The 25936-nt window shown below is 67.5% G+C and carries 26 protein-coding genes and 1 tRNA gene; 20 read left to right on the top strand and 7 right to left on the bottom strand.

Annotated elements, in window-relative coordinates:
* Position 1 precedes the first annotated feature (1 nt).
* Complete coding sequence (locus IEV67_RS00555) at positions 2 to 1036, bottom strand: ArsR/SmtB family transcription factor (protein ID WP_188434588.1); 1035 nt, start codon at positions 1034 to 1036, stop codon at positions 2 to 4.
* Between the two features lie 45 nt (positions 1037 to 1081).
* On the opposite strand from IEV67_RS00555, the gene IEV67_RS00550 reads away from it, so the two are divergent.
* Genes IEV67_RS00550 through IEV67_RS00535 form a run of 4 tightly spaced genes read left to right on the top strand, consistent with a single transcriptional unit; the run spans position 1082 to position 3427 of the window.
* Positions 1082 to 1438 carry a cupin domain-containing protein gene (locus IEV67_RS00550; protein ID WP_188434587.1) on the top strand — a complete coding sequence of 119 codons (357 nt, stop codon included), beginning with the start codon at positions 1082 to 1084 and terminating at the stop codon, positions 1436 to 1438.
* Between the two features lie 21 nt (positions 1439 to 1459).
* On the top strand, positions 1460 to 1750 hold the full coding sequence (locus IEV67_RS00545; protein ID WP_188434586.1) for a DUF4287 domain-containing protein: 291 nt from the start codon (positions 1460 to 1462) through the stop codon (positions 1748 to 1750).
* 24 nt (positions 1751 to 1774) lie between these two features.
* Positions 1775 to 2419, top strand: a complete 645-nt coding sequence (locus tag IEV67_RS00540; protein WP_188434585.1) for a dihydrofolate reductase family protein — start codon at positions 1775 to 1777, stop codon at positions 2417 to 2419.
* A 39-nt stretch (positions 2420 to 2458) separates the two neighbouring features.
* Positions 2459 to 3427, top strand: coding sequence for a 1,4-dihydroxy-2-naphthoate polyprenyltransferase (locus IEV67_RS00535; protein WP_188434584.1), 969 nt, complete (start codon positions 2459 to 2461; stop codon positions 3425 to 3427).
* Between the two features lie 7 nt (positions 3428 to 3434).
* Here the strand turns inward: IEV67_RS00535 and IEV67_RS00530 are convergent, their stop codons facing one another.
* The 3 genes from IEV67_RS00530 to IEV67_RS00520 form a co-directional block, all read right to left on the bottom strand.
* Positions 3435 to 3752: a DUF4229 domain-containing protein gene (locus tag IEV67_RS00530; protein ID WP_188434583.1), complete on the bottom strand. Its 318-nt coding sequence runs from the start codon at positions 3750 to 3752 to the stop codon at positions 3435 to 3437.
* A 79-nt stretch (positions 3753 to 3831) separates the two neighbouring features.
* Positions 3832 to 4608 carry an ABC transporter permease gene (locus tag IEV67_RS00525; protein WP_188434582.1) on the bottom strand — a complete coding sequence of 259 codons (777 nt, stop codon included), beginning with the start codon at positions 4606 to 4608 and terminating at the stop codon, positions 3832 to 3834.
* The gene (locus tag IEV67_RS00520; protein WP_188434581.1) at positions 4608 to 5648 is read right to left on the bottom strand and encodes an ATP-binding cassette domain-containing protein; all 1041 of its coding nucleotides are present in this window, start codon (positions 5646 to 5648) and stop codon (positions 4608 to 4610) included. Before IEV67_RS00520 ends, IEV67_RS00525 begins: the two co-directional genes overlap by 1 nt.
* Positions 5649 to 5710: 62 nt before the next feature.
* Here IEV67_RS00520 and IEV67_RS00515 point away from each other — a divergent pair, with 62 nt between their 5' ends.
* The 7 genes from IEV67_RS00515 to IEV67_RS00485 all read left to right on the top strand — a co-directional run bounded on the left by IEV67_RS00515 (position 5711) and on the right by IEV67_RS00485 (position 14501).
* Positions 5711 to 6697: a helix-turn-helix transcriptional regulator gene (locus IEV67_RS00515; protein ID WP_188434580.1), complete on the top strand. Its 987-nt coding sequence runs from the start codon at positions 5711 to 5713 to the stop codon at positions 6695 to 6697.
* A gap of 109 nt (positions 6698 to 6806) precedes the next feature.
* A tRNA-Met gene (locus IEV67_RS00510) sits at positions 6807 to 6879 on the top strand.
* Between the two features lie 75 nt (positions 6880 to 6954).
* A complete protein-coding gene (locus IEV67_RS00505) occupies positions 6955 to 8172 on the top strand; it encodes an ROK family transcriptional regulator (protein WP_188434579.1) in 1218 nt (405 codons plus the stop codon).
* A gap of 100 nt (positions 8173 to 8272) precedes the next feature.
* Complete coding sequence (locus IEV67_RS00500) at positions 8273 to 9622, top strand: extracellular solute-binding protein (RefSeq protein WP_188434578.1); 1350 nt, start codon at positions 8273 to 8275, stop codon at positions 9620 to 9622.
* Between the two features lie 7 nt (positions 9623 to 9629).
* The gene (locus IEV67_RS00495) at positions 9630 to 10535 is read left to right on the top strand and encodes a carbohydrate ABC transporter permease (protein WP_229702585.1); all 906 of its coding nucleotides are present in this window, start codon (positions 9630 to 9632) and stop codon (positions 10533 to 10535) included.
* Position 10536: 1 nt separating this feature from the next.
* Positions 10537 to 11430: a carbohydrate ABC transporter permease gene (locus IEV67_RS00490; protein WP_188434577.1), complete on the top strand. Its 894-nt coding sequence runs from the start codon at positions 10537 to 10539 to the stop codon at positions 11428 to 11430.
* A gap of 32 nt (positions 11431 to 11462) precedes the next feature.
* Positions 11463 to 14501 (top strand): alpha-mannosidase, encoded by a 3039-nt coding sequence (locus IEV67_RS00485; protein WP_188434576.1) that lies wholly within the window; start codon positions 11463 to 11465, stop codon positions 14499 to 14501.
* A 36-nt stretch (positions 14502 to 14537) separates the two neighbouring features.
* Here IEV67_RS00485 and IEV67_RS00480 read toward each other — a convergent pair whose 3' ends face one another.
* On the bottom strand, positions 14538 to 14885 hold the full coding sequence (locus IEV67_RS00480) for an ArsR/SmtB family transcription factor (RefSeq protein WP_188434575.1): 348 nt from the start codon (positions 14883 to 14885) through the stop codon (positions 14538 to 14540).
* Positions 14886 to 14962: 77 nt separating this feature from the next.
* Between IEV67_RS00480 and IEV67_RS00475 the strand changes: the two genes are divergently transcribed.
* The 5 genes from IEV67_RS00475 to IEV67_RS00455 all read left to right on the top strand — a co-directional run bounded on the left by IEV67_RS00475 (position 14963) and on the right by IEV67_RS00455 (position 19439).
* Positions 14963 to 16264 (top strand): FAD-dependent oxidoreductase, encoded by a 1302-nt coding sequence (locus IEV67_RS00475; protein ID WP_188434574.1) that lies wholly within the window; start codon positions 14963 to 14965, stop codon positions 16262 to 16264.
* Positions 16265 to 16340: 76 nt separating this feature from the next.
* A complete protein-coding gene (gene arsB / locus IEV67_RS00470) occupies positions 16341 to 17450 on the top strand; it encodes an ACR3 family arsenite efflux transporter (RefSeq protein WP_188434573.1) in 1110 nt (369 codons plus the stop codon).
* A complete protein-coding gene (locus tag IEV67_RS00465) occupies positions 17447 to 18442 on the top strand; it encodes a metalloregulator ArsR/SmtB family transcription factor (protein WP_188434572.1) in 996 nt (331 codons plus the stop codon). Before arsB ends, IEV67_RS00465 begins: the two co-directional genes overlap by 4 nt.
* On the top strand, positions 18439 to 18840 hold the full coding sequence (locus IEV67_RS00460) for an arsenate reductase ArsC (protein ID WP_188434571.1): 402 nt from the start codon (positions 18439 to 18441) through the stop codon (positions 18838 to 18840). The genes IEV67_RS00465 and IEV67_RS00460 overlap by 4 nt, the downstream gene beginning before the upstream one ends.
* Before the next feature lie 98 nt (positions 18841 to 18938).
* Entirely contained in the window at positions 18939 to 19439 is a 501-nt protein-coding gene (locus IEV67_RS00455; protein ID WP_188434570.1) for a hypothetical protein, read from the top strand.
* 67 nt (positions 19440 to 19506) lie between these two features.
* Here IEV67_RS00455 and IEV67_RS00450 read toward each other — a convergent pair whose 3' ends face one another.
* Entirely contained in the window at positions 19507 to 20106 is a 600-nt protein-coding gene (locus IEV67_RS00450) for a TetR/AcrR family transcriptional regulator (RefSeq protein WP_188434569.1), read from the bottom strand.
* Positions 20107 to 20188: 82 nt separating this feature from the next.
* On the opposite strand from IEV67_RS00450, the gene IEV67_RS00445 reads away from it, so the two are divergent.
* From IEV67_RS00445 to IEV67_RS00430, 4 genes are read left to right on the top strand one after another with little or no spacing between them, the layout of a single operon-like run.
* A complete protein-coding gene (locus tag IEV67_RS00445; protein WP_229702583.1) occupies positions 20189 to 21664 on the top strand; it encodes an MFS transporter in 1476 nt (491 codons plus the stop codon).
* A gap of 51 nt (positions 21665 to 21715) precedes the next feature.
* Complete coding sequence (locus IEV67_RS00440) at positions 21716 to 22063, top strand: PLD nuclease N-terminal domain-containing protein (protein WP_188434567.1); 348 nt, start codon at positions 21716 to 21718, stop codon at positions 22061 to 22063.
* Entirely contained in the window at positions 22057 to 23739 is a 1683-nt protein-coding gene (menD, locus tag IEV67_RS00435; protein WP_188435689.1) for a 2-succinyl-5-enolpyruvyl-6-hydroxy-3-cyclohexene-1-carboxylic-acid synthase, read from the top strand. The genes IEV67_RS00440 and menD overlap by 7 nt, the downstream gene beginning before the upstream one ends.
* A gap of 24 nt (positions 23740 to 23763) precedes the next feature.
* Entirely contained in the window at positions 23764 to 24618 is an 855-nt protein-coding gene (locus IEV67_RS00430) for a polyphosphate kinase 2 family protein (RefSeq protein WP_188434566.1), read from the top strand.
* A 1-nt stretch (position 24619) separates the two neighbouring features.
* Here the strand turns inward: IEV67_RS00430 and IEV67_RS00425 are convergent, their stop codons facing one another.
* A complete protein-coding gene (locus tag IEV67_RS00425; protein ID WP_229702579.1) occupies positions 24620 to 25906 on the bottom strand; it encodes an isochorismate synthase in 1287 nt (428 codons plus the stop codon).
* Between the last annotated feature and the right edge of the window lie 30 nt (positions 25907 to 25936).

The raw sequence follows: 25936 nt of genomic DNA, 5'->3' as shown, positions 1-25936 counted from the left end.
TTCAGAGCGCCGCCCCGACCATCGCCTCCCCGAGCGGAGTGCGCAGATGCAGCATCCGCGCGCCGGCTCGCTCGCTCGCGATGAGACCGGCGGCGCGCAGAACCGTCAGATGATGGGATGCCGTCGACACGGCGATCCCGGCATCCTGTGCGAGCTGCGACGTCGTTCGGGCGTCGCTCGCTGCGAGCAGGATCGCTGAGCGCGCGAAGCCGAGCAGCGCACCGAGCGCGTCTGCGGTCTCCGTCGCGCTGCGCGTCCAGCCCGCCGTCACTCCGCGTGCCGGGTAGAACAGCGTCGGCTGGGCGGGCGGCTCGGTGAGCACCATGCATCCCCACGACGACATCACCGAGGGGACGAGCACGAGTCCGCTTCCGCGGCAGTCCACCTGCTCGCTGTGCTTGCGCAGTCGCACGCGCACGGCTCCTGCACCCCAGCTGACATTCGGGTGCAGGTCGTCGGCCATCCCCGAGATACCCGAGGCGGCGATCGTGCGCGAGCGCACGGCGATGTCGGCGCGCAGCAGGCGTTCGAGCTGCGGCCACACCGGTGCGATCGCGGCATCCCACACGTCCTGCCAGGCGGCGGCGATCATCGTTCGCGCACGTGCCGGTCGGTCCTGCATCTCGCGCAGCGCGCGCCGGCGCGATCCGGTGGATCGCAGCACCATCTTCCCGAAGTCGACCCGCATCGGTTCGAGCGGTGCCGATCGCAGCGCCTCGAGCTCGGACCCGGGCGTCATGTCCCATCGCGGTGCGGCCGTGAGGAAGTCCGGCAGATAGCCGTCTTCGCCGACGACGGCCGCGAGCAGCTCGAAGCTGTCGCGGGGGAGTCGCCCCCGCACTTCGCGCAACCAGCCCCACTGCAGCGGATGCTGTTCGGGCCGCAGCAGCACGCGCACCGCATGGGCGAGCTCGTGACCCGGCGAGATGCCGAAGCGCACGGACTGGATGTCGCCGGGACTGAGCTCGAACTCGACTCGATGCTCAGGATGCTCGACGCCCTCGGCCGGACGATCGGCCACCGTGTTTCGATCCACATCGAAACTCTAGGACGATGCCGCCGTGCTGTCGAGACTGGACGCATGAACACCGCATCAACCTCAGAAGGGGTAGTCGCCGCAGGCGCCATCCGCATAGGCGCCGGCCGCTCGCGCCGGTTCGTCGGCGCCGAACACGGCGCAGACGTGTCGTACTTCTACGTCGAGAATCAGCCCGGCGAGGGCCCAGGCCTGCACTGGCATCCCTACTCTGAGACATGGGTGGTGCTGGAAGGCACCGCACGTATCACCGTCGGCGATGAGACCTTCGTCGCTCGGGCAGGAGACACTGCCACCGGTCCTGCGCGCGTGCCGCACTGCTTCACCAACGTCGGCGAGGGGATGCTCCGCATCCTCGGCATCCACGCTTCACCCACCATCATCCAGACCTTCCTCGACTGATCGCTCACCAAGGAGAAGCAGATGTCTTTTCAGGCCTACCTCGACGCCGTCGAGACCAAGACGGGACTCACACCGCGCCAGCTCGTCGACCTCGCACGAGAGAAGGGCTTCGACGCGCATACCAAGGCGACGCCGATCCTCGAGTGGCTCAAGGTCGATTACGACCTCGGGCGCGGGCACGGCATGGCGCTCGTGCACGTGATCACGAAGGGGCCGCAGATCAGCTCCAAGCATGTCGGCACCGGCGGCACCCACGCGGATGCCGTCGACACCCTGTGGCTCGACGGCAAAGACACCAAACCGAACCTCTGACACCCCCACTTCAAGGAGAAGCACATGGCCGTACGCGCCGATCTCAACATCTCGCTCGATGGAATCGCCTCGCCATCGGACCAGTCGCCCGAGAATCCGATGGGGGAGGACTGGCCGCGTCTCGTCGCGGAGTACACCGCGACGCGCACTTTCCGCAATCGCGTGTTGGGCGATACGAGCGGCGAAGGTACGACCGGTATGGACGACGACTACGGCCGTGCGTACTTCGAAGAGGTGGGCGCCGAGATCATGGGTGCCGCGATGTTCGGCCTGCACGCGCATCCTGACGACCCCGATTGGCAGGGCTGGTGGGGAGATGAGCCGCCGTTCCATGTGCCGGTGTTCGTGCTCACGCACACGCCACGGCGCTCGCTCGAGATGGCGGGCGGCACGACCTTCCACTTCCTCGAGGCGACGCCGCAGGAGGCGCTGGCGCGTGCGCGCGAGGTCGCGGGTGGAAAGGACATACGCATCGGTGGCGGACTCGACGTGGTGCAGCAGTTCCTGCGGGCGGGCCTGATCGACCGACTCCACCTCGCCGTCGTCCCGATCATCCTCGAGAGCGGTGGCCGCATCTGGGATGGCCTGCGCGGCATCGAGAACGACTACGACTCGAGCGCTGAAGTCGCCGAGAGCGGCGTGATCCACCTGACCTTCACACGCCGCTGAGCGCGGGGTGCCACGGGTTCGACGACTAAGATTCCCTGCGTGGCAGCATCCTCGAAGCGCAAGACATCGGCACCCAAGCGGAAGCCGGTCCGCACCAGCGGCAACCCGGCCCGCCGGCCCATCGTCGAAGCGCCGCCCATCACGGCTCGCGATTGGATCGGCGCCGCACGCCTGCGCACCCTGCCGCTCGCCGTCGCCCCCGTCGTCATCGGCACTGGTGCGGCACAGCTCGTCGATCGCGAGCTGCACTGGGTCATCGCCCTCGCGTGCCTCGCGGTGGCCGTGCTCATCCAGATCGGCGTGAATTTCACGAACGACTACAGCGACGGCATCCGCGGCACAGACGACCATCGCGTCGGGCCAGCGCGTCTCACCGCGTCCGGCCGCGTGCGTCCGCGCACCGTGCTGATCATCGGGCTGGCGTTCTTCGCGCTCGCCGCCCTCGTCGGGCTCGGCATCGTCATCCGCACCGGTCAGTGGTGGATGCTGGCGGTCGGTGCCGTGTGCATCGTCGCCGCCTGGTTCTACACAGGTGGCAAGCGGCCCTACGGATACTTCGGCCTCGGCGAGGTGTTCGTGTTCGTGTTCTTCGGACTGGTGGCGACGCTCGGCACCACCTGGGTGCAGGCATTCCAGCTGCCGCAGGAGGCGTGGCTGGGCGCGGTCGCGACAGGACTCTTCGCGTGCGCCGTGCTGCTCGCCAACAACCTGCGCGACATCGACCAGGATCGCCAGGTCGGAAAGCGCACCCTCACCGTGCTCATCGGACGCCGTGCGACGAAGATCGTCTACACGCTCTTCATGGTCGTGCCGTTCCTGATCGCGGCGTTCATCGCTCTGCTCTATCCGATCGCGTGGCTCTCGCTGATGGCACTGCTCGCGGGCATCCCCGCGATCATCATCGTCTGGTCGTACCGCCAGTCGCGTGAGCTCGTCGTCGCCCTCGGCCTCACGTCGCTCACCGCGCTCGCGTACGCCGGTGCGCTCTACTGGGCATTCGCCGGCTGAGCAGCAGTCAGTTCTCGCGCGGCGGACGATCCTCGTCTGCCACCGAGTCGAGCGCAGTGTCTTCGGCGTCGGCATCCTGTGCCGCCGTGTTCTGCCGACCCGGCGCAGTGCGGGTCTCGCGGCGTTCGTAGATCTCGGATGATGCACCCGAGAGGGGTCCCCGCAGGAACAGGATCGAGATGCTCATGCCGATCAGCGCGGCGAAGATCGCCGTCAGCCACCAGAGCTCGCGCATGATCGGGAAGAAGAACCACATCACCGCGAGCGGCACGAGGAACGCCAGTAGCCGCAGCACGGAGTAGACGAGGAGGGGTGGCAACTTCATCCCTCCAGTCTAAACTCGCTCCTTGCGGCGCCAGACCTGTGCCCCGGCGCCGCAAAGAGCCTGATCCCAATTCCGATCCTCAGTTGCTGCGACGCATCGCCCGCACGCCGACGACGAGTCCGACGATCGCGACCGCGACCGCCGAGATCCATCCCCACGCCACCGTGACACTCGCGAAGTCGCCGGAGAGCAGTGCGCGCTCGGCCTGCACGACCCAGTTCACCGGGTTCACGGCGGCGACCGCCCGCATCCAGCCCGGCCCGTCATCGAGGGGGAGCAGCATCCCGGAGAGGATCAGAAGGGGGAAGATCAGTGTCTGCTGCACGCCCCAGAACAGCCACTCCCGGTTCTTCGACGCGAGCGCCAACGAGTAGGACAGGGCCCCGAGCCCCACCCCGAACACCGCCAGCAGCGCCAGGCCGACGAGAAGGCCGAGCGGGTGGATCACGAACCCGAACGGCCAGGCGATGAGGACGATGATCAGAGCCTGGACCACGATCGGCGCGACCTCCTTCAGCGCGCGGCCGATCAGCAGAGACGGCCGGGCAAGAGGTGCGACGAGGGTGCGCTCGTGGGACCCAGTGCTGATCTCGTACTGCAGGTTCGATCCGGTCGCACCGGTGCCGAAGAGCACGAGCATGACGAGCACGCCGGGGACGAACCAGCGCAGGGTCTCCCCGGCGGGCTCACCCGAGCCTCCGATGAGCAGCGGCGCGAACAGCCCGAGGAACACCAGAGGCTGCAGCAGGCTGAAGATCAACGAGAAGGGGTCACGGACCACCGGCTTCAGTTCACGGGTCAGGACGTTCCAGCTGTCGCGCGCGAGGTTCGAGCGCACGAGGGTGTCGGTGGTCATCAGAGGACTCCTGTCTTCTCAGAGGCGATGGATGCTGCGGTGTCTGCATCGGGTGCGTCGTCGGCGCCTGCGCCCTCGCCGGCTTCGCGCAGCGTGCGCCCGGTGAGAGCGAGGAAGACGTCATCCAGCGTCGGAGGCACTCCCGTCGCGCTGCGAACCGAGATACCGGCGGCATCCAGTTCCCGTACGACCGCCGGCAGCAGCCGATCGCCGTTCGGCACGGTGAGCGAGAGCGCTGCGTCCTGCTGACTGATCTCCGTCTGGGCGAGGTCGCCGAGGATGCCTCGTGCACGCGTAGCCTGCTCGGGGTCGGTGAACCCGAAGGTGAGCACATCGCCGGCAAGTGTCGCCTTGAGAGCGGCGGCGTTGTCGTCTGCGATGATGCGGCCCTTGTCCATGACCATCACCCGCTCGGCGTAACGGTCGGCTTCTTCGAGATAGTGCGTGGTGAGGAAGACGGTCGTGCCGTGCTGCCGGCGGAGTTCGAGGATGTGATCCCAGAGGTTCGCCCGGCTCTGCGGGTCGAGCCCGGTCGACGGCTCGTCGAGGAAGAGCAGCGGTGGGGCGTGCATCAGACCGAGTGCGACGTCGAGTCGGCGCTTCTGCCCTCCGCTGAGTTGCTGCACTGCGCGGTTCGCGAAGCTGCCGAGATCCAGCGACGCGATCAGCTCGTCGGCGCGACGGATGCTGTCGCGCTTGCTCATGCCGTAGAACTTGCCCTGGCTGAGCAGTTCATCGCGCACGCGCTGGGCGAAGCTGCCGCTGGTGAGTTGACCGACATAGCCGATGCGCGCCCGCACAGCGGCGGGGTCACGGCGGATGTCGTGCCCGACGACGCGTGCGGTGCCCGACGTCGGCGGGATGAGTGTCGTCAGCATCCGCAGACTCGTCGATTTTCCGGCTCCGTTCGGCCCGAGGAAGGCGACGAGTTCGCCGCGGGCTGCGGTGAAGGTGAGGTCGCTGACCGCCGCGACCTGCGCCCTCTTGACGGTGAAGACCTTGCTGAGGCCTTCGGTTTCGATGATCGGTTCGTGTGCCATGGATGCAGAGTAGAAAATGATGCGGACAGATCCTGTCCGCAAGATCTGGCAATCTGAAGGACATGTCCGACACGACCACCCGCGCCCTCGCCCTGCTCAATCTCCTGCAGACGCATCGGCACTGGCCTGGTACCGAACTGGCGATGCGACTCGGCGTGACCGAGCGCACGGTCCGCAGAGATGTCGACCGATTGCGAGACCTCGGGTACCGCGTGGAGTCGACGCCCGGCGTGGCCGGTGGCTACCGGCTCGAGGCGGGGAGCGCAGTGCCGCCGTTGCTCCTCACCGATGATGAGGCGGTCACGATGGCGATCGGGCTGCGAGTGGCGGCGACCCAGCAGCTGGTCGGCGGCCCTGAGGTCACCCTGACGGCTCTCGCGAAGTTGGAGCAGGTGCTGCCTTCGGCGCTGCGCAGCCGGGTGAACGCGCTCGCCGCATCGGTTCATCCAGCGCGGATGGGGGAGGGGCCGACGGTGTCGCCGGTCGTACTCGGTGAGCTCGCCCTGGCGTCACGCGATCGCGAACGGGTGAGACTGCGGTACACCGATCGCCACAGCACGGAGAGCGTTCGCCGAGTGGAACCGCATGCCCTCTCGTCGGCCGGGCGCAATTGGTATCTGTTGTGCTGGGACGTCGACCGGGAGGACTGGAGGACCTTCCGTGTCGACCGGATCGAATCGGTGGAGCACACCCGCTTGCTGTTCGAGCCGCGCACCATCTCCGAGGAGGAAGTCGCGGAGCGCGTCCTCCTCGCCTCGTCGTGGTCTCCCCAGAACGTGGAGGCGGACGTTGTGATGGAACTCGCGCTCCGCGAGATGGACCAGCATTTCGGCGTGTGGGCGCAGGGTGCGTCAGCGGAGGACGAGACGCATGCCCGGTGGCCGATCGGCGGATCGGACTGGCGTGAGGCGCTGTATGGAATGCTGTGGATCCCGGCCGGCGTCGAGTACACGACTGATTTTCCCGAGCCGCACCGCGCGGAGCTGCGCGAAGTACTGGAACGAGCGCTTCGCGCGCTGGATGCCCCGCTCCCCGCCGCTCGCCGCTGAGCATCAGCGCAAGGCCCAGCTGAAATGCGTCGTCATCCACTGACTCATACGGTTATCTCAGCTTTGGACCCTGGTCAGAAAAGTCACGGCCGGGTAACGTCGATGTCATCGCGGCGGTCCGGGTGGTCCCGGGCTCCAGTTCATACCTGAGGGCGTTGCGGGTTCGACTCCCGCCGTCGCGTCTACTTCTGGAAACCGCAATCACCTGCATGACGGGTAGTGTCTGCGGGAGCGACAGTGCGCGCCCGGGAGGAAGCATGAAACGCGGATCCAACATGCCCGCCGTCGGGACGTACAACCAGACCCTTGTGCTCGACATGATCCGTCGCTCACCGTCGGGCGTGAGCCGGATCGAGCTCGCGGAACTCACCGGTCTGTCCGCGCAGACGCTCAGCAACGTCGCCCGCAGACTCACCGAGGCAGATCTGATCGTCGAGGGTGAGCGCGTCGTCGCCGGTCCAGGCAAGCCACGGACCCTGCTCCGACTGAACCGCAGCGCACGATTCGCCGTCGGCATCCATCTCGATCCATCGATAGACACTTTCGTCGTGCTCGATCTCTCGGGGAGCATCGTCGCGCATATGGAGACGCCACCCGAGGACACCGACTCGACACCGGATCTGATCGCTGCGCTCGCCGAGAGCACGAATACGCTCCTGAGATCCGCCGACGTGCCGCCTGACCGCGTTCTCGGCATCGGCATCGCAGTGCCGGGCCCGATCGACGACGCGACGGGGATGCTGCTCACGCCGCCGTTGCTCCCGAACTGGCACCACACTCGCGTGCGCGATCTCCTGAGCGAGGCGACAGGTCTGCCGGTCGTGGTGGAGAAGGACGTCGTCGCGGCCATGGTCGGCGAGCTGTGGGCGGATGCGGATCACGCGCTCAGGGATGCCGCGCTCCTGTACTACGGCGCCGGCGTGGGTCTCGGCGTGGCCATCGACGGCGACGCCGTCCGGGGTCGTACGGGAAATGCCGGCGATATCGCGCATCTCCTCATCGATCCGAGCGGCCCCCTGTGTCAATGCGGGCAGCACGGCTGTCTCGGGGTGACCGTCGCACCCGAACGGCTGCTCCTCGAAGCGGGGGTGACCGCCTCGCTCGACATCCCATGGGGGGCGAGGCGCGCAGCCATCGACGATCTGCGCACACGTGCGCAGGACGGTGATGCCCGCTCTCTCGCGGTGTGCGCTCATGCAGCCGAAGTGTTGGCGCGGGCGATAGTACTGACGAACAACATGCTCGACGCCGGGACGTTCGTGATCGGGGGCCCGGTCTGGAGCCGGCTCAGCGAGGTGCTGGAGCCGACGCTGCGCGCCCTCCTGCCTGCGATCGCGCAGATCACGACGACGCGCCCCCTTCGCCTCGTTGAGGCGCGGTTGGGTACGGATCTCGCCGCGGCGGGAGCGGCATGCCTGGTGCTGGACGGCGCCTTCACGGCTCGCGCATCCGATCTGATGATCAGCGCGTCCTGACCCTGCCCTCCTCGAGCGGGAAAGGGTTGACAGAATATCTAAATATGTTTGAATAATGCAGGCGCGATGTTGCGCACCAAGAGTGAGCAAAGGAGCTCCGATGAAGAAATCACTGACCGGACTGAGCATCCTGGCCGTCGGCGGCCTGACCATCGCGCTGGGCGGCTGCTCGGGCGGCGCGTCGAGCGGCGACGACGCTCTGCGCATCGCCTATCAGAAGACCTCGTCCTTCACGGCTATGGATGACCTCATGAAGACGGTCAAGGCCGAGTACGAGAAGGAGTATCCGGACCGCAAGGTGGAGCTCGTGCCGATCGAGGCCGAGCAGGATCAGTACTTCACCAAGCTCGCTCTCATGAACGGCTCGGCAGACACCGCGCCGGACGTCATCTACGAGGACACCTTCCAGATCCGCTCCGACGCCGCCGCCGGCTACCTCCTCCCGATCGACGAGTACCTGGCCGACTGGGATGGCTGGGATCTGTACGACGACGGCGCAAAGCAGGCCGGCGTGGGCGATGACGGCGATACATACGGGGTCTCGCTCGGCACCGACACGCGAGGCATCTACTTCAACAAGGACCTCTTCGAGGCCGCCGGTCTCCCTGCGGACTGGAAGCCCGAGTCGTGGGAGGACATCCTCGAAGCCGCACGCGCGATCAAGGAGAGCAACCCGGACGTCACGCCGCTGAACATCTATGCGTCGAAGACCCTCGGCGAGGCCACGTCGATGCAGGGCTTCGAGATGCTGATGTACGGCACGGATGACGAGCTCATGGATTCCTCCTCGAACAAATGGGTGACGGAGTCGGCCGGATTCCTCGACGCGCTCGGCTTCTACGAGACCGCCTTCGAAGAGGGCCTCGCCCCTGATCCCGCGGACGCGCTCGACCCAGGATGGGGATCGAAGGTCCAGAACGAGCTCATTCCGCAGGGCGAGCTGGCGATCGCGATCGACGGCTCCTGGCTTACGAGCGGCTGGATCGCGGGCGACAACGCATGGCCGGAGTGGGAGGAGACCATGGGCCTCGCCGCCATGCCGACCCAGGACGGCGGCGGCGATGGATTCACGTCGATGTCGGGTGGATGGACGCTCGCAGTAGGCGCGAATGCCGACGACCCGGAGGCAGCCTTCGACTTCATCGCCCAGGCCATGACACCCGAGAACGCGCTGACCTATCACCAGGAGGCAGGACAGATCGCCGTGCGCTCCGACGTGGCCGCCAGCCAGGAGTATCTCGACTACAACCCCTCATTCGAGTTCTTCTCGTCGCTCGTCGAATACACGCACTTCCGGCCGGCGACGCCCGACTACTCGCAGATCTCGTCGAACATCCCGGTGGCGACCGAGTCCGTCATCACGGGACAGTCATCGACGAAGGACGCGCAGCGTGCGTACGACGAGGCGCTGATCGGAATCGTCGGCGAAGAGAACACCCAGGCGGGTTGATCGCCTCGTGACCACCGCCGCCGTCGCGCGGCTCGGGCGCAGCAGCCCGAGCCGTGCAGTCTTCCGCCTGCTGCCGCTCGTTCCCGCGGTGCTGCTGCTGGCAGCCTTCATGCTCGGTCCGATCGTGTACTCGCTGTACGGATCGCTCACCGACCGTGCCCTCACCGGCCCGCGCGCCGCGAACCCGCAGTTCGTCGGACTCGACAACTACGTCGAGCTGCTGGGTTCCGCCGAATTCTGGAACTCGCTCGTGCTCACGGTCGTCTTCGTCCTGGCGTCCGCGGTCATCGGCCAGAACGTGCTCGGGATGCTGCTGGCCGTGCTCATGCGCAGCTCGGCGGGGCCCGTGCGGTCCCTCGTCAGCGGGATCGTCGTGCTTGCCTGGGTGCTTCCCGAGATCGTGGCGGCCTTCGCGCTCTACGCCTTCTTCGCCAAAGACGGCACGCTCAACTCGGTGCTCGGCTGGTTCGGCATGGAGCAGACCGCATGGCTCTACCATCTGCCGATGCTGGCGGTCATCGTCGCGAACATCTGGCGAGGGACGGCCTTCTCGATGCTGGTGTACAACGCGGCGCTCGCCGAGGTGCCGCCAGACCTCATCGAGGCGGCGACCATCGACGGAGCGAACGCCTGGCAGCGCTTCACCCAGGTGACCCTGCCAGTGATCCGGCGCTCGATCTCGACGAATCTCCTCCTGACGACACTCCAGACGCTCGGCGTTTTCACCCTCATCTGGGTCATGACAGGGGGCGGGCCCGGCTCGGCATCGGCGACGCTGCCCGTGCTCGCATACCAGGAGGCTTTCAAGTTCGCCCAGGTCGGATACGGCACGGCGATCGCCACCGTGACCCTCCTGATCGGTGCTGTCTTCTCCATCATCTACATTCGTGTGCTCAAGCCGGAGGTGGACTGAAATGGCCGCGCAGACCATGACCGAGACGCGCACGATCGTCGCCCCAGGACGGAAGTCCCTGAGCGTGTCGGCCCCGCGCAAGCGTGCTCACACGGTGACGGCATCCATCATCCTGAGCATCATCGGCGTGCTCTTCCTCGTGCCGCTCCTGTGGGTCGTGTTCGCGTCGTTCGACGCGAACGCCACCGTCTCTATGCGGATTCCGGAGTCGTGGACGCTCGACAACTACACGGGCGTCATGACCTGGGAGCTCACGTGGCTGCCGCTGCTCAACTCGGTGTTGATCTCCCTCGGCACCGCGGTCATCACGGTGCTCGTCTCGCTGCTGGCGGCATACCCGCTCTCGCGGTACGCGGCGCGGTACCAGAAGCCGTTCATGTACGCGATCCTCTTCGGCACAGGCCTGCCGATCACGGCCATGATGGTGCCGGTCTACTCGCTCTTCGTGGCATTCGGTCTCCTCAACTCCACGTGGGGAGTGATCGTGTTCATGTCGGCGACATCACTGCCGATGGCGATCTGGATGCTGAAGAACTTCATGGACTCCGTGCCGATCTCGCTCGAGGAGGCCGCCTGGGTCGACGGCGCGAGTTCGATGCAGGCCCTGGCGCGCATCGTGGTGCCGCTCATGCGACCGGGCATCGGCGTGGTGTTCATCTTCGTCTTCACCGGCGCGTGGGGGAACTTCTTCGTCCCGTTCGTGCTCCTGTTCACCTCGGATCGTTTTCCCGCCGCAGTGTCGATCTTCAACTTCTTCGGCCAGTACGGCACGATCGCCTACGGCCAGCTCGCGGCGTACTCGGTGCTCTATGCGGCGCCGATGGTCGTCCTGTACGTCATCGTCCAGAAACTCTCCGGCTCGTCCTTCGCGCTCGCCGGTTCCGTCAAGGGCTGACCCAGTCCCTTCCTCTCCTGAAAGAGCCTCCAATGCACGACCGTTCCCGACTTGCCCTCCTCCGCGTCGACCGCTTCGTCCGCGAGCGACTGCAGACCCAGATCCACCGCGCGTCCGCACCGGTCGCCGCCACGCACTGGGACGCGGCCGGCGAGCCCGTTCCGTTCGCGGAGGCCGCAGCGGGCGAGTACTCGCCGATCGCCCCCGGCGAGCTGTGGGGGCGCCCGTGGGGGACGACCTGGTTCCGCCTGAAGGGCGGCGTGCCCGCATCATGGCGGGATGCTGACGGCGCGCTGCCGTCGCGCACACGAGCCGAGATCGTCGTCGATCTCGGCTTCACCGAGGGTCAGCCGGGCTTCCAGTGCGAGGCGATGGTGTGGGATGTCGCGGGCAGGCCCGTCCGCGGGATCGCTCCGCTCAACAACGCGGTCGCCGAAGCGGTGGACGAGGCGGGAGGCATCGACGTCTACATCGAGGCGGCTTCCAATCCGGATGTCGGAAGCCTCTTCACGTTCGATCCGACTCCCGTCGGAGATCTCGCGACCGTGGGCACCGACCCCATCTACACGCTGCGCCACATCGACGTGCGTCTGCGCGACCTCGAGGTCGCGGATCTGCTCGCCGACACGCGCGCGCTGCGTGGTCTTGTCGAGCAGCTGGACGACGGATCCCCGCGGCGCGCCGACATCCTCGTCGCCCTGGAGCGGATGATCGATGTCGTCGACCCCGACGACGTCGCCGGGACCGCCACTGCCGGGCGTGAGGTCCTCGCCCCGGTGCTGGCGAAGCCTGCGTCCGCGTCGGTCCACACGCTGCACGCCGTCGGCCACGCGCACATCGACTCCGCGTGGTTGTGGCCGGTGCGCGAGACGGTCCGCAAGGTGGCGCGTACCTTCTCGAACGTCCTGTCCCTCATGGACGAAGACCCCGACTTCGTCTTCGTCGCCTCCAGTGCCCAGCAGTACGCGTGGATCAAGGAGTACTACCCCGACCTGTTCGAACGGATCCGCGCCCGTGTGACCGAGGGGCGCTTCATCCCCGTGGGGAGCATGTGGGTCGAATCCGACACCAACATGCCGGGGTCCGAAGCGATGGCGCGGCAGTTCGTGGCGGGTAAGTCGTTCTTCCTGCGTGAGTTCGGGATCGACACACCGGAGGCATGGCTCCCGGACTCCTTCGGGTATTCGGGCGCGTTGCCGCAGATCGCCAAGGCGGCCGGCATCCGCTGGTTCCTGACGCAGAAGATCTCGTGGAACGAGACGAACAAGTTTCCGCACCACACGTTCCAATGGGAGGGCATCGACGGCACGCGGCTGTTCACGCACTTCCCGCCCGTCGACACGTACAACTCGCGCGTGACCGCGGATGAGCTCGCCCACGCCGAGCGCAACTTCGCCGACAAGGGCCGCGCCACGGTCTCGCTCCTTCCCTACGGATACGGCGACGGCGGCGGAGGACCCACGCGCGAGATGACGGCGGCGGCTGCCCGTACCGAATCGCTCGAAGGGTCGCCCCGCGTCGTGCACAGCACTCCTCGGAGGTTCTTCGAGACGGCCGAGGCCGAGTACCCCCAGCCCGAGGTCTGGTCGGGTGAGCTCTACCTCGAATTCCACCGCGGTACGTACACGAGCCAGCTCGCCACCAAGCAGGGCAACCGGCGCAGCGAGCACCTGCTGCGCGAGGCGGAGCTCTGGGCCACGACCGCGAGCGTGCGCCTCGGCATCGCCTATCCCGCTGAGCGGCTGCAGCGGGTCTGGGAGACCGTCCTGCTGCAGCAGTTCCACGACATCCTGCCCGGGTCCTCGATCGCGTGGGTCTATCAGGACGCCGCACGCAACTACGCCTTCGTGGCGCGCGAGCTCGAGGAGATCATCGGCGACAGCCTGCGGGCGCTCGCCGGGGAAGGCGCGGGGACACTCGTCGCGAACGCATCTCCGCATGTCAGGGATGGTGTCGCAGCGCTCGGCGCCGGTGCGGGCGACGGTGCGAAAGACGTCGAGCCTCGCCGCGATGGTGCCGCTGGATGGGTGCTCGACAACGGCATCGTCCGGGCGACGGTGGACGATCGCGGCCTCGTCGTCTCGGCTGTCGACATCGCCTCGGGCCGGGACCTCGTGGTGCCCGGCCGCCCCGTGGGCCTTCTTCAGCTGCACCGGGACACTCCCACGCAGTGGGATGCCTGGGATGTGGACGTGCACTATCGCAACACCGTCACCGACCTGACCGAGGCAGCCTCGGTCGAGGTCGACGGGGCCTCCCTCGTGGTCGTGCGCCGGTTCGGAGCATCCACCGTGACCGAGCGGATCAGTCTGCGCGAGAACTCGCGCGTGCTGTCGTTCGCCTTCGAGCTGGACTGGCACGAGAAGCAGAAGATGCTCAAGTTCGCCTTTCCGCTCGACCTGCACACCGATCGCGCCGCGTCGGAGATCCAGTTCGGACACATCGAGCGAGCGACGCACACGAACACGTCGTGGGACGCCGCGCGGTTCGAGACAGTGGCCCACCGGTGGATCCGGGTCTCGGAGCCGGACTTCGGTGCCGCGATCGTCAACGACTCGACGTACGGTCACGACATCACGCGTGAACAGCGCGATGAGCGAGGCGGCACCATCACGGTCGCGCGGCTGTCGCTCATCCGCTCGGCACTGTTCCCCGACCCTGCGCAGGACGAGGGCCTGCACGAGCTGCGAGTCGGCTTCGTGATCGGCGCGGATGTCGCCGAGACGGTCGCCGAGGGTTACCACATCAATCTCCCCGCTCGTCGTCTCGAGAACACCGCGGTCGACACGATCGAGCCCCTCGTGATCGTCGACCGCCCTGGCGTGGTCGTCGAGGCGGTCAAGCTCGCCGAGGACGGCAGTGGCGACCTCGTGGTGCGCCTCTACGAAGCCCTGGGGACTCGGGCGCAGGCGACGCTCACGACCGGGTTCGCTTTCGCGGACGCTCGGCAGACGGATCTGCTCGAACGCGAAGTCGCCGTCGACGGCGTCGCTGTCGACGGCGACGGCGATGGCGTGCGGCTCGAACTGCGCCCGTTCCAGATCGTCACGATCCGCTTCAGCCGCGCCTGAGGCCGCGCGGCCGTTGGGGCGCGGTCCACATCCGGGTCATGCCGGGCGGAGCGCGTCGGCGGCCGCATCCAGCGCGCCGTCGTTGAGTGCGAAGTACGCCCACTTGCCACGCTGTTCCCGCGTGACCAGGCCGGCGTCCGTGAGGAGCTTCATGTGATGGGAGACGGTGCCCTGTGAGAGGCCGACGGGATCCGTGAGGTCGCAGATGCATGCCTCGCCGCTGTCCCCGGCCGCGATCAGCGACAGCAGTCTCACTCGGGTTGGATCGCCCAGCGCCTTGAACACACGTGAAACCCGCTCCGCATCCTCAGCGGAGAGCGAGGAGGTGACGCGAGGCACGCAGCAGGTGCTCGTCTCGATGGTCGTGGGCAGGCTCACGACCATAGTCTTACACGTATTGACATTCTTCGATAGGTGCGTGACAGTCGTCATATTGAAGTTTCTCAATCTGAGGAGAAGTGATGTCCGAGCATCCTGTCGTCGTCATCGGAGCGGGCCCGCAGGGTCTCGCCGCAGCGGCTCACCTTGTCGAGCGGGGCGTCGACGTCGTCGTCGTCGAACGTGGCGATGGCCCGGCGAGCGCGGTGTCCGAGTGGGGCCACGTGCGCCTGTTCTCGGCGTGGCCGGAGCTGACTGATGGAGCGGCCCGCCGTCTTCTCGAGCCGACCGGATGGGTTGCACCATCATCCGGATACCCGACCGGAGCGGAATGGGTGAACGACTACCTCGCACCGCTCGCCGATGCGCTGGGGGAGCGTGTCAGGTATGCGACGACGGTCACCGGCATCGCGCGCCGGGGTCGCGACAAGGTCGTCGACGGCGGACGCAGGAGCCAGCCGTTCGTGGTGCACACCGTCGACGGCGTCGGCATGGAGTCGCGCGTGCTCGCCAGCGCCGTCATCGACGCGAGCGGAACGTGGGGCCAGTCGAATCCTGCCGGCGCGGACGGATTCCCGGCACTCGGCGAGAATCAGGCGTCGGAATCGATCTCGTACCGCATACCGGATGACGTGTCCGCGCTCGCCGGGTCCCACGTCGCCGTCGTCGGGGCCGGGCATTCTGCGATCCACACGGTCCTGCGGCTGAGCGAACTGGCCCGCCGATCGCCCGGGACGAAGGTGACCTGGATGCTGCGCCGCGGGAGCGCCGCGAACGTCTTCGGCGGCGGCGCCGGTGACGAACTCCCGGAGCGTGCCGCTCTCGGATCCCGCGCCCGCAGTGTGATCGATTCCGGACTCGTGGATCTCGTGACGGGCTTCCGTGTGGCCGAGTTCCGTCGAGACGACGGGATGCTGACGGTCGTCGCCGAAGACGGACGCGAGGTCTCGGGTATCGCGCACATGTTCGCGCTCACGGGCTTCCGTCCGGACGCGGAGATGCTGCGGGAACTGCGCATCGACCTCGATCCGACCCTCGACGCCGTCGCCGGAATCGCCTCTCAGATCGACCCGAACATCCACTCCTGCGGTTCGGTGGGTGCGACAGGGGCCAGGGAGCTCGCCCAGCCGGAGCAGAACTTCTTCATCGTCGGGGTGAAGTCCTACGGCCGTGCACCGACCTTCCTTGCGATGACCGGGTACGAGCAGGTGCGCAGTGTCGTCGCGCACCTCGCCGGAGACCACGAGGCCGCCGCGCGCAATGAGCTCGTGCTGCCCGACACGGGCGTCTGCGGTGGTTCCGGCGGCTTCGACGACAGCTCGGGAAGCTGCTGCGCCGCGCCATCGGTCCTTCAGATCGGGCTGCGGCCGGTCGCTGTCGGCTGATCTCGTCGCGGATGACCACGGTTGCGAGTTATATCGACATGAGTCAATATAGACACATGTCGAATCAAGAATGCGAATGAGTACAGCGACGGTTCCCGCGCCAGCCGCCACGCGCCGCCTGTCGACTCTGGATCGCTGGCTGCCACTGTGGATCGGACTCGCCATGGTCGCCGGCATCGTCCTCGGCCGATTCGTTCCCGGCGTATCCCCGCTGCTCGCGAGCCTCGAGGTCGGCGGCATCTCGATCCCGATCGCGCTCGGTCTGCTGGTGATGATGTACCCGGTCCTGGCGAAGGTCCGCTACGACAAGGTCGCGGCCGTCGCCGGCGACAAGAGGCTGCTCATCTCCTCGCTCGCGCTGAACTGGGTGATCGGCCCCGCGCTGATGTTCGCGCTCGCCTGGATGTTCCTGCCCGACCTGCCGGAGTACCGAACCGGACTCATCATCGTCGGGCTCGCCCGCTGCATCGCCATGGTCGTCATCTGGAACGACCTCGCCTGCGGAGACCGCGAAGCGGCGGCCGTGCTCGTCGCGATCAACTCGGTGTTCCAGGTCGTGGCGTTCGCACTGCTCGGGTGGTTCTACCTCACAGTCCTGCCCGGATGGCTGGGGCTGGACGCCCAGGGACTGGACTTCTCCGTCGGAGCGATCGCGCTCAACGTGCTCATCTTCCTCGGCATCCCGTTGCTCGCCGGTTTCGCATCCCGCTTCATCGGCGAGCGGCGCAAGGGCCGTGACTGGTACGAGGGGAAGTTCCTTCCGAAAGTCGGCCCGTGGGCCCTGTACGGGCTGCTGTTCACCATCGTGCTGCTGTTCGCCCTGCAGGGCGAACAGGTCACCTCCCGGCCTCTGGATGTCGTGCGCATCGCGGTGCCGTTGCTGGCGTACTTCGCCGTGATGTGGTTCATCGGACTCTTCACGGGCAGAGCGCTCGGCCTCGGCTACGCACGCTCGTCGACGTTGGCCTTCACCGCTGCCGGCAACAACTTCGAGCTGGCCATCGCGGTCGCCATCGGCACGTTCGGGGCAGCGTCGGGGCAAGCGCTCGCAGGCGTCGTCGGCCCGCTGATCGAGGTGCCGGTGCTCGTGGGGCTCGTGTACGTTTCGCTCTGGGCGGCCAGGCGCTGGTTCCACACCGATCCGTACACCGCCGCTCCGTACACCGACGTGAGGATGCCGTCATGAACGTGACCGCCGACGATACCTGCAGCCCGGTCACGACGCACGCGATCGGTCCGGATGCCGCGTCCTCGGTCGCGGCGACTTTGAAGGCGCTGTCGGACCCGCTGCGTCTGCGCATGCTCTCGGCCATCGCCTCCGACCCGCGCGGCGAATCGTGCGTCTGCGACCTCGCAGAGCTCGCCGAGGTGTCCCAGCCGACGGTGTCGCACCACCTCAAAGTCCTCAAGGACGTCGACGTGCTGACGTCCGAGCGCCGCGGCACGTGGGTCTGGTACAGGATCAGCCCGAACCGCCGCCGCGCCGTCACCACGCTGCTGGACTCATTCGCGCCCGCCACGGTCGCCGCCTCCGAGGCGGATGGCGCGTCCGAGGAGTCGCTCCGGCCTGACTTCGACGCCCGTGTGACCCGTCTCGCCGACGAGCTGTCCGCCGAGATCCTCCAGGTCGACGAGGCCGCGGTCCTCACCGTCGTCCGCGAGTCGTACACGGCCCTCGCCCGCACCGCCCGGGTCACCTCGGCACTGATCCCGCTGACGGAGAGGTTCGCGCGGCAGCGACTGAGCGACCTCACCCGCGACCGCGATACGGCGCCTCCGCAGGTGCTGTTCGTCTGCGTGGCGAACGCCGGTCGCTCGCAGCTCGCCGCCGCGCTCGTCAATCAGCTCGCCGGCGGCAGGATCATCGCCCGCTCGGCCGGGTCCAGCCCCGCGGACGCCATCCACTCTCACGTGCGCTCACTGCTCACTGAGATCGAGGGCGACGATGCTGCCGAGCGATTCCCGAAGCCCCTGACGGACGACGCCGTCAGAGCAGCGGATGTCGTCATCACGATGGGCTGCGGCGATGTATGCCCGATCATCCCCGGCATCCGCTACGACGACTGGGCGGTCGGGGACCCGGCCCTCGCTTCGCGCGAGGGCGTCGAGGCGATCCGAGACGACATCGCCGCGCGCGTTCGGACACTTGTCCAGGAACTACTCGAGGAGACCCCATGACCGACGCCAAGCCCTCCGTCCTGTTCGTCTGCGTCCACAACGCCGGCCGCTCTCAGATGGCAGCCGGATTCCTCCGCGACTTCGCCGGCGACCGCATCGAGGTGCGCTCAGCCGGATCCATGCCCGCCGATCAGATCAACCCCGTCGCGGTCGACGCGATGGCCGAAATTGGCATCGACATCACGGCAGAACAGCCCAAGGTGCTCACCAACGAAGCGGTGCAGGCCTCTGACGTCGTGATCACGATGGGCTGCGGAGACGCCTGCCCGTTCTTCCCCGGAAAGCGCTATGAGGACTGGACGCTCGACGACCCGGCAGGTCAGGGCATCGATTCGGTGCGTCCGATCCGCGATGAGATCAGGGCACGCATCGAAGCGCTCGTCGGCGAACTGGTGTGACAGGAGTTTCCGAACCGTTCGCATTGCCCCTGTACGATGTGCGCCGCATGCAGTACGCCGTCATTCCGCGGCGCACATGCGGACCGAGGGAGTGAATGATGGCGAAGACCACGAAGGCCGTGAAGTCGGCGAATGCTGCGCTGGATGCTGCGGCCGAGGCCGCGAAAGACGCGAAGCGCCTGAGCAAGACGCTCCCGAAGAAGGATGCGAAGAAGCTCCGCGCCCTCGCTGACGACGCCAAGGACGTGTCGAAGGCGAAGAAGAAGAAGATCGAGCGCAGCCCTCGAAAGGTCGAGAAGAAGGCTGTCGCCGCGATCGATCGCATCGAGAAGACTGCAGACAAGATCGAGAGCAAGCTCGCAGCGAAGGCTGACGCCGCGAAGAAGGTGCAGGCTGAGGCGGCCAAGAAGGTCAAGAAGGCGGAGAAGGCTGCGAAACCCGCCACCACGCGCACCGCGGCTCCTGAGGCCACCGCGCCCGCAGCATCCGACCTGTCGACGCTCACCGTCGTGCAGTTGCGCGCACGCGCCGCCGCGGAGGGCCGCACCGGATTCTCCCGACTCAACAAGGCGCAGCTGATCTCTCTGCTGTCGGCTTGAACCCGCCGATGCAGGAGTACCTCGACCACTCCGGCGCCGCTGTCGTCGCATCCAGGCGCCGCGCGACCTACCAGGGCTCGTCGCCGCGGGGTACCAGATCGAGCACGCTCGACAGCTCGGTCGGGAAGCAGGCCACGAACAATTCGTCGATCTCGGGATCCGTGCCGTAGTCGTCGACGATGCGCAGTCCGATCATCGTGCTGATCAGCATCCCCTCGGCCAGGAAGTTCCTGGCGCTCTCCGCGTCGAACCCGGCGTCCTCGCGGAAGAACCGCCAGACCGTCGTGAAGCCACGACGCGCGGCAGGGCCGATGACGGGATGACTGCCAAGCAGGTAACTGTGCGCGAGCATCTGATGCAGCCCTCGTACGTTCAGCAGCTCGACGTAAGCCTGCCCGATGCGCTTCTCCGTCGACAGCTCGCTGTCGTCCGCGACGAGCGCGGCGCGGAACGATGACATCATCTGCTCGAGCGACTCGTCCATCGCGGCGAGGAAGAGATTCTCCTTCGAACCGAACAGGCGCACGACATAGGGCTGACTGACGCCGGCAGCCTTGGCGACCTCGTCCGTGGTCGTGCCGACGTAGCCGCGGGCGCCGAATACCGCGATGGCCGCGAGCACGATCTGCTCGCGGCGCTCATCCGATGACAGGCGTGGAGAACTCATTCTTGACATGTTATCAGTCGATTACTACAGTGTGTCGAGTCAAGTAATCATTCAATTACAACCACCCCAAAAGGCAACTCCAGTGACTCTTCAATCGACACCAACGCGCCGACGCTCCTTCGGGCTGGTCATCGCTGCGGCAGCGCTTCCCATGTTCATGGCCACTCTGGACAATCTCGTGATGACCAACGCGCTGCCGGTACTGCACAGCGAACTGGGCGCGAGTGTCGAAGAGCTGCAGTGGTTCGTCAACGCGTACACGCTGGCGTTCGCCAGCACGATCCTCGTCGCGTCGGCCCTCGGCGATCGCTTCGGCCGGCGAACCGTCTTCCTGATCGGAATCGCGCTCTTCTCCGTCGGCTCGGTCGCCGCGGCGCTCAGCTCGGATCCGACCCAGCTCATCACGGCACGAGCGATCCAGGGCTTCGGGGGTGCGGGCGTCCTGCCGCTCTCCCTGGCACTGCTCGCCGGTGGCGTCGCTCCCGAGCGGCGACCGCTCGCCATCGGCATCTGGGGCGGAGTCTCCGGGCTCGGCGTGGCGGTCGGTCCGCTGGTCGGAGGCGCCGTGATCGAGGGCTGGAACTGGCAGGGGATCTTCTGGCTCAACATCCCCGTCGCGATCATCGCCATTCCGCTCGCGCTGTTCGCGTTGAACAACGACTTCGGGGCGAAGGCGCGCATCGACCTCATCGGCGCCGTGCTCGCTGCAGGAAGCGTCCTCGCGCTCGTGCACGCCATCGTGCGCGGCAACGATGACGGATGGACGTCTCTCGGCGTCGTCGTCGAGCTCATCGCAGGTGCCGCGCTCCTCGCCGCCTTCCTGCTGTGGCAGCGCCGCTCCGCGGCACCGATCATGCCGCTGCGGTTGTTCTCCGACCGCTCGTTCTCGGCCACGAACGTCGTGGGGTTCGCCTTCAGCTTCGGTACCTTCGGCGCCGTGTTCATCCTGATCCAGTACATGCAGGTCGTGCAGGGCTCCTCGCCTCTCGAGGCGGCGGTGCAGACGACGCCGTGGACACTGGCGCCGATGTTCGTCGCGCCTCTCGCGGGCATCTTCGCGCCGCGCGTCGGCACCCGCATCCTCATGGTCGCCGGCCTCGTCCTGCAAGGTGCGGCCCTGCTGTGGATCGCGCTGATCATGTCGGAGACGACCGCGTACGCGAGCCTGGTCGTGCCGTTCATCATGGCGGGCGTCGGCATGGGACTCGTGTTCGCACCCTCCGCCACAGCGCTGCTCGCGACGCTCGGCGTCGTGGACCATGCGAAGGCCTCCGGTGTCAACTCCACCGTCCGGGAGATCGGGATCGCGCTCGGCACCGCCGTCATGACCGCCGTCTTCGTGAGCGCCGGAGGCGAGTTGCGTCCCGACATGTACGTCGACGCTGCCAGGCCAGCGGTGCTCGTGGGTGCTGCCGTGCTGTTCGCCGCCTCGATCGTGGGGCTCTCCCTTCCGGCAGGTCGCTCCACGACGACGCCGCCAGACGCGGATGCCGGTGAGCCTGCGCTGCTCGCATCGACGACTTCGCCGGACGCCCCCGCCGCACTCGCGAGCACCTGAGCGCGGTGGAGTCGGGGATCCACGTGTGGATAAGCCGCCTAGACTGGGGGTGTGGCGAGACTACTGATCGTCGGGGGCTTCCTGGCCCTCGTCTTCTGGGTGTTCAGCATCGTCGACTGCGCAGTGCAGCCGGCGACGCGGCACCGTGGCGCGTCCAAGGGCGCGTGGATCGCGATCGTGGTCCTCATCCCCGTGCTCGGCGGCATCCTCTGGTTCGCGCTCGGGCGTCGGCGCCGCCGCGATCAGGAGAGCATTCGTCGAGCCGCGCCCGATGACGATCCCGAGTTCCTTCGCGGCCTCGGCAAGACCGAACAGGACGACCGCATCCGTCGGCTCGAAGAAGAACTCGCACGCCTGGACGACGAGACAGATCCTCCGGCGGCCGAGCCGCGATCGTGACGGCGTCGCCTGCGTCGCCTGCGTCGGATGCCGCGGCATCCCTCCTCGCTGAACTCATCGCCCACGGCATCCGCGACATCGTGATCGCGCCTGGTTCGCGCTCGCAGGCGCTTGCGCTCGCCGCCACACGCCTCGCGAGGCAGGGCGCCATGCGCGTGCACGTGCGCATCGACGAACGAGTCGCCGGTTTCACCGCGCTCGGCCTCTCGCGCGAGACCCGAGTTCCCGCGGCCGTCATCTGCACATCGGGCACTGCGGCGGCGAATCTGCTGCCTGCGGCCATGGAGGCGTTCCACTCGGGCGTCCCGCTGCTGTTGCTCACGGCCGACCGCCCGCCGGAGCTGCGCGGCGTCGGAGCGAACCAGGCGACGATCCAGCCCGGACTGTTCGACCCGTTCGTCCGTCTGTCGCTCGATGCGCCGGTTCCCGGAGACGGTTCGTGGGACGGCCTCGCCGAGAAGGCCGTCGCTGCGGCGATGGGGGCGGATGCTGCGCCCTCGGCTCTGCCGGGTGTTGCAGGGCCGGTGCACCTGAACCTCCCGTCGCGCGAGCCGTTGTCCGCTGGGCATGGGGAGGAATCCCCGGTGATCCAGGGATCGGCGCCGAAGGGGGAGCCGGGGGAGCCCTTCCTGCTGACTCGCGGCCTGCGCACGGTCGTGATCGCAGGCGCGGATGCCGGTGCCCTGGCTGAGGAGATCGCCCACGCCGGCACATGGCCCCTGATCGCCGAGATCGTGAGCGGAGCGCGCTACGGCCGCTACATCGTGCACGGCTACCGCGAGATGCTTCGCGACGACATCCTCGGCGGTCGGATCCAGCGCGCGGTGGTGCTCGGGCATCCGACGCTCAGCCGTGAGGTGACCGCGCTGCTGCGCCGCGACGATGTCCAGGTCGTCGCAGTCCGCTCCGGTGGCGAAGAGCTGAATCTCAACGGCCGCACGGTGGCGGTGGCATCGGTCACGGTCGCCCCCGGTGAGGCCGATCGTTTCTGGATGGGGGCGTGGATGGAGGCATCCGCGGCATCCGTCGTCGATCTCAGCGAGGCCGCGCCGGATCAGGAGGGGCTCGCGTCGACCGACTTCGCCGAACGCCGAGATGCGGTGCGCGCTGAACTCGAGGCGGTGCGGCGTCCACTCGATCGTGAACTGCTCGTCGATGCCGTGTGGCGCGCGACGTGGCCGCACGATCGCCTGATGTTCGGATCCTCGAGGCTCGTGCGGGTCGCAGACGCCGTGCTCGGCGGCAAGAAGGTGCCGGTGCACTCCAACCGCGGCCTTGCCGGCATCGACGGCACGATCTCCACCGCCATGGGCATCGCTCTCGCCAGTCAGGCCGAAGGCGCTGCCGGCGTCACCAGGGTGCTGCTCGGAGACCTCGCATTCCTGCACGACGTGGGTGCACTGCTGCTGCCCCCGGATGAGCAGGAACCGCGCATCCAGGTCGTCGTCGGCAACGACGGCGGCGGCACGATCTTCGATTCGCTGGAGGTGGCGTCATCCGCGCCGCGCGAAGACCTCGACCGTGCCTTCTACACCCCGCACACGACCCGACTCGAGCAGCTCGCGCTCGCGTACGGCTGGACGTATCAGCGGATCACGACGCGCGCTGCGCTCGACCAGGCGCTCACCACGCCGGTCGGCGGCCGACAGCTCATCGAGGTGCCGCTGCCGCGCTGAGCCCGAACCGGGCAGGATGTACGCATGAGCACACGAGGCTGGTCAGGCGACGCATCCGAGATCCTGCGCGTGGGCGAAGGGTTCCGCCTGGCAGATGTCGACCCTGACAGCCATCCCGGCTATGGCGGCGACAAGAAGAGCGGCAAGGCAGATCTTGCCGCCGGCATCGAGTCGCTGGGAGAGCTGCAGGAACGGCTGTACGCGGAGAGCCGTTCGGGCGGCACGACCGATGCGGTGCTGCTGGTGCTGCAGGCGATGGACTCCGCAGGCAAGGGCGGGATCGTCCGGCACGTCGTCGGCGGCGTCGACCCGCAGGGCATCGCGCTCACGGCGTTCAAGGCGCCGACCGACGAAGAGCTGTCGCACGACTTCCTCTGGCGCGTCGAGCAGCGTCTGCCGGAGCCTGGTTTCATCGGGGTCTTCGATCGATCGCAGTATGAGGACGTGCTGATCGGAAAGGTTCGCGAGCTCGCCTCCGCCGACGAGATCGAACGCCGTTTCGGTGCGATCAACGAATTCGAGGCCCAGGTCGCGGCATCCGGCACCCGCATCGTCAAGGTGATGCTGCACATCTCGCCGGAGGAGCAGAAGGAGCGACTGATGGAGCGCCTCGAGCGCCCGGACAAGTACTGGAAGTACAACCCCGGCGACGTCGACGAGCGCCTCCTCTGGCCCGACTACATGGCGGCCTATCAGACCGTCTTCGATCGCACGTCGACCGAGGCTGCTCCGTGGCACGTCGTGCCGGCGAACAGCAAGTGGTACGCACGACTGGCCGTGCAGGAGCTGCTACTGGGCGCGCTGGTGGACATCGACCCGCAGTGGCCGGCGGCCGACTTCGACATCGAAGCGGAGAAGAAGCGCCTGGCGGCCAGCTGACTCAGGCGAGTGCGTCGACCAACGGCCGGAACTTCACCCTGGTCTCGAGCAGCTCCGTCTCCGGGTTGCTCGCGGCGACGATGCCCGCTCCCGCATACGCGGTGACGCCGAGCGTCTCGTCGTCGTCCCTGCCGCGCAGGGATCCGACCTCGAACTGTGCGCAGCGCAGCGCGATCGCCCACTCGCCGTTGCCGTTGCCATCTACCCAGCCGACCGGACCCGCATAGCGACCGCGGTCGAACGGCTCGAGCTCGCGGATCGCCGCGATCGCCGCCTTCGTCGGGGTGCCGGCGACAGCGGCAGTCGGATGCAGCGCGCCGACCAGGTCAAGCGCGGACGCGCCGTCGGACAGCTCGCCCTCGACATCGGTGGCGAGATGGAACAGGTTGGGCAGCTTCAGCAGGAACGGCTGCTCGCTCGAGGCCAGCGCCCTGGTGTGCGGGCGCAGCGAGATCAGCACGCTCTGCACGGCGTACTCGTGCTCGTCGATGTCCTTCACGCTGGACGACAGCGATGCGGAGACGACGTTGTCCTCATCGGCATCCGCTCCACGGCCGATCGTCCCGGCCAGGACGCGCGCGGTCACCGTGCCGTCCTGCACGGTCACGAGCGTCTCGGGGCTCGCGCCGATCAGACCGTCTACGGCGAAAGTCCATGTGTCGGGGTACCCCGAAGAGAGTTCTCGCACGAGCCGGCGAAGATCACTGCCGCCGGGCACAGTGCCGGCGAGATCGCGCGCGAGCACGACCTTGCTGATCTCGCCTGCCCCGATGCGGCCGAGCGCGGCGCGGATCGATGCCTGATAGCCGTTCGGGCTCTGCTGTCCGGGGCCAAGGGTGCCAGCCCAGTGCGCCCCGTAGGCGCGCCGCTCGAGCGTGGCGTCCGGTCGGTCCTGGGGGAGGTCATCGCCCGCGGGCGCGATGCGCGTGATCCATCCTCGGCCCTTGCGCTTGCCGAGGATGACGGACGGCACGATGAGAACGCTGTCGGAGGCGGAGTCCTCATCGAACGTGAGCGCGCCGAAGCCGACCAGCCCGGTACCCGGGAGCTTCATCGGATCATCGATCTCCGCCGCGTCAGCCAACTCGCGCCAGGCATCGGCCATCATCGCTGAACGCATGGATGCTGTGCCTGCCGGGATACGGATGAAGGTCGGCATCGCATCGCCGACGGCGACGATGCCGTCGCCGCGACGAAGCCAGGCCAGGGGCGTCGAGGGGTGGGCGTACGCCAGAAGGTCTTCCACCGGATCGATCTCACGGGTCTGCACGATCAGGCTTCTGCTCACCTCCCCAGAATAGTTGTCCGATCCGGTGCA

Origin of the sequence: Microbacterium murale, assembly GCF_014635185.1 — a bacterium.
Taxonomy (GTDB): domain Bacteria; phylum Actinomycetota; class Actinomycetes; order Actinomycetales; family Microbacteriaceae; genus Microbacterium; species Microbacterium murale.
Note: the sequence above shows the minus strand (reverse complement) of the source record. Positions and strands in the feature narration are given on the sequence as shown.

Coding starts and splice junctions, on each gene's coding strand:
- IEV67_RS00550 (WP_188434587.1), top strand. CDS start 1,082: ATGAACACCGCATCAACCTCAGAAGGGGTAGTCGCCGCAGGCGCCATC.
- IEV67_RS00545 (WP_188434586.1), top strand. CDS start 1,460: ATGTCTTTTCAGGCCTACCTCGACGCCGTCGAGACCAAGACGGGACTC.
- IEV67_RS00540 (WP_188434585.1), top strand. CDS start 1,775: ATGGCCGTACGCGCCGATCTCAACATCTCGCTCGATGGAATCGCCTCG.
- IEV67_RS00530 (WP_188434583.1), bottom strand. CDS start 3,752: ATGAAGTTGCCACCCCTCCTCGTCTACTCCGTGCTGCGGCTACTGGCG.
- IEV67_RS00525 (WP_188434582.1), bottom strand. CDS start 4,608: ATGACCACCGACACCCTCGTGCGCTCGAACCTCGCGCGCGACAGCTGG.
- IEV67_RS00520 (WP_188434581.1), bottom strand. CDS start 5,648: ATGGCACACGAACCGATCATCGAAACCGAAGGCCTCAGCAAGGTCTTC.
- IEV67_RS00515 (WP_188434580.1), top strand. CDS start 5,711: ATGTCCGACACGACCACCCGCGCCCTCGCCCTGCTCAATCTCCTGCAG.
- IEV67_RS00505 (WP_188434579.1), top strand. CDS start 6,955: ATGAAACGCGGATCCAACATGCCCGCCGTCGGGACGTACAACCAGACC.
- IEV67_RS00500 (WP_188434578.1), top strand. CDS start 8,273: ATGAAGAAATCACTGACCGGACTGAGCATCCTGGCCGTCGGCGGCCTG.
- IEV67_RS00490 (WP_188434577.1), top strand. CDS start 10,537: ATGGCCGCGCAGACCATGACCGAGACGCGCACGATCGTCGCCCCAGGA.
- IEV67_RS00485 (WP_188434576.1), top strand. CDS start 11,463: ATGCACGACCGTTCCCGACTTGCCCTCCTCCGCGTCGACCGCTTCGTC.
- IEV67_RS00480 (WP_188434575.1), bottom strand. CDS start 14,885: ATGGTCGTGAGCCTGCCCACGACCATCGAGACGAGCACCTGCTGCGTG.
- IEV67_RS00475 (WP_188434574.1), top strand. CDS start 14,963: ATGTCCGAGCATCCTGTCGTCGTCATCGGAGCGGGCCCGCAGGGTCTC.
- arsB (WP_188434573.1), top strand. CDS start 16,341: ATGAGTACAGCGACGGTTCCCGCGCCAGCCGCCACGCGCCGCCTGTCG.
- IEV67_RS00465 (WP_188434572.1), top strand. CDS start 17,447: ATGAACGTGACCGCCGACGATACCTGCAGCCCGGTCACGACGCACGCG.
- IEV67_RS00460 (WP_188434571.1), top strand. CDS start 18,439: ATGACCGACGCCAAGCCCTCCGTCCTGTTCGTCTGCGTCCACAACGCC.
- IEV67_RS00455 (WP_188434570.1), top strand. CDS start 18,939: ATGGCGAAGACCACGAAGGCCGTGAAGTCGGCGAATGCTGCGCTGGAT.
- IEV67_RS00450 (WP_188434569.1), bottom strand. CDS start 20,106: ATGAGTTCTCCACGCCTGTCATCGGATGAGCGCCGCGAGCAGATCGTG.
- IEV67_RS00430 (WP_188434566.1), top strand. CDS start 23,764: ATGAGCACACGAGGCTGGTCAGGCGACGCATCCGAGATCCTGCGCGTG.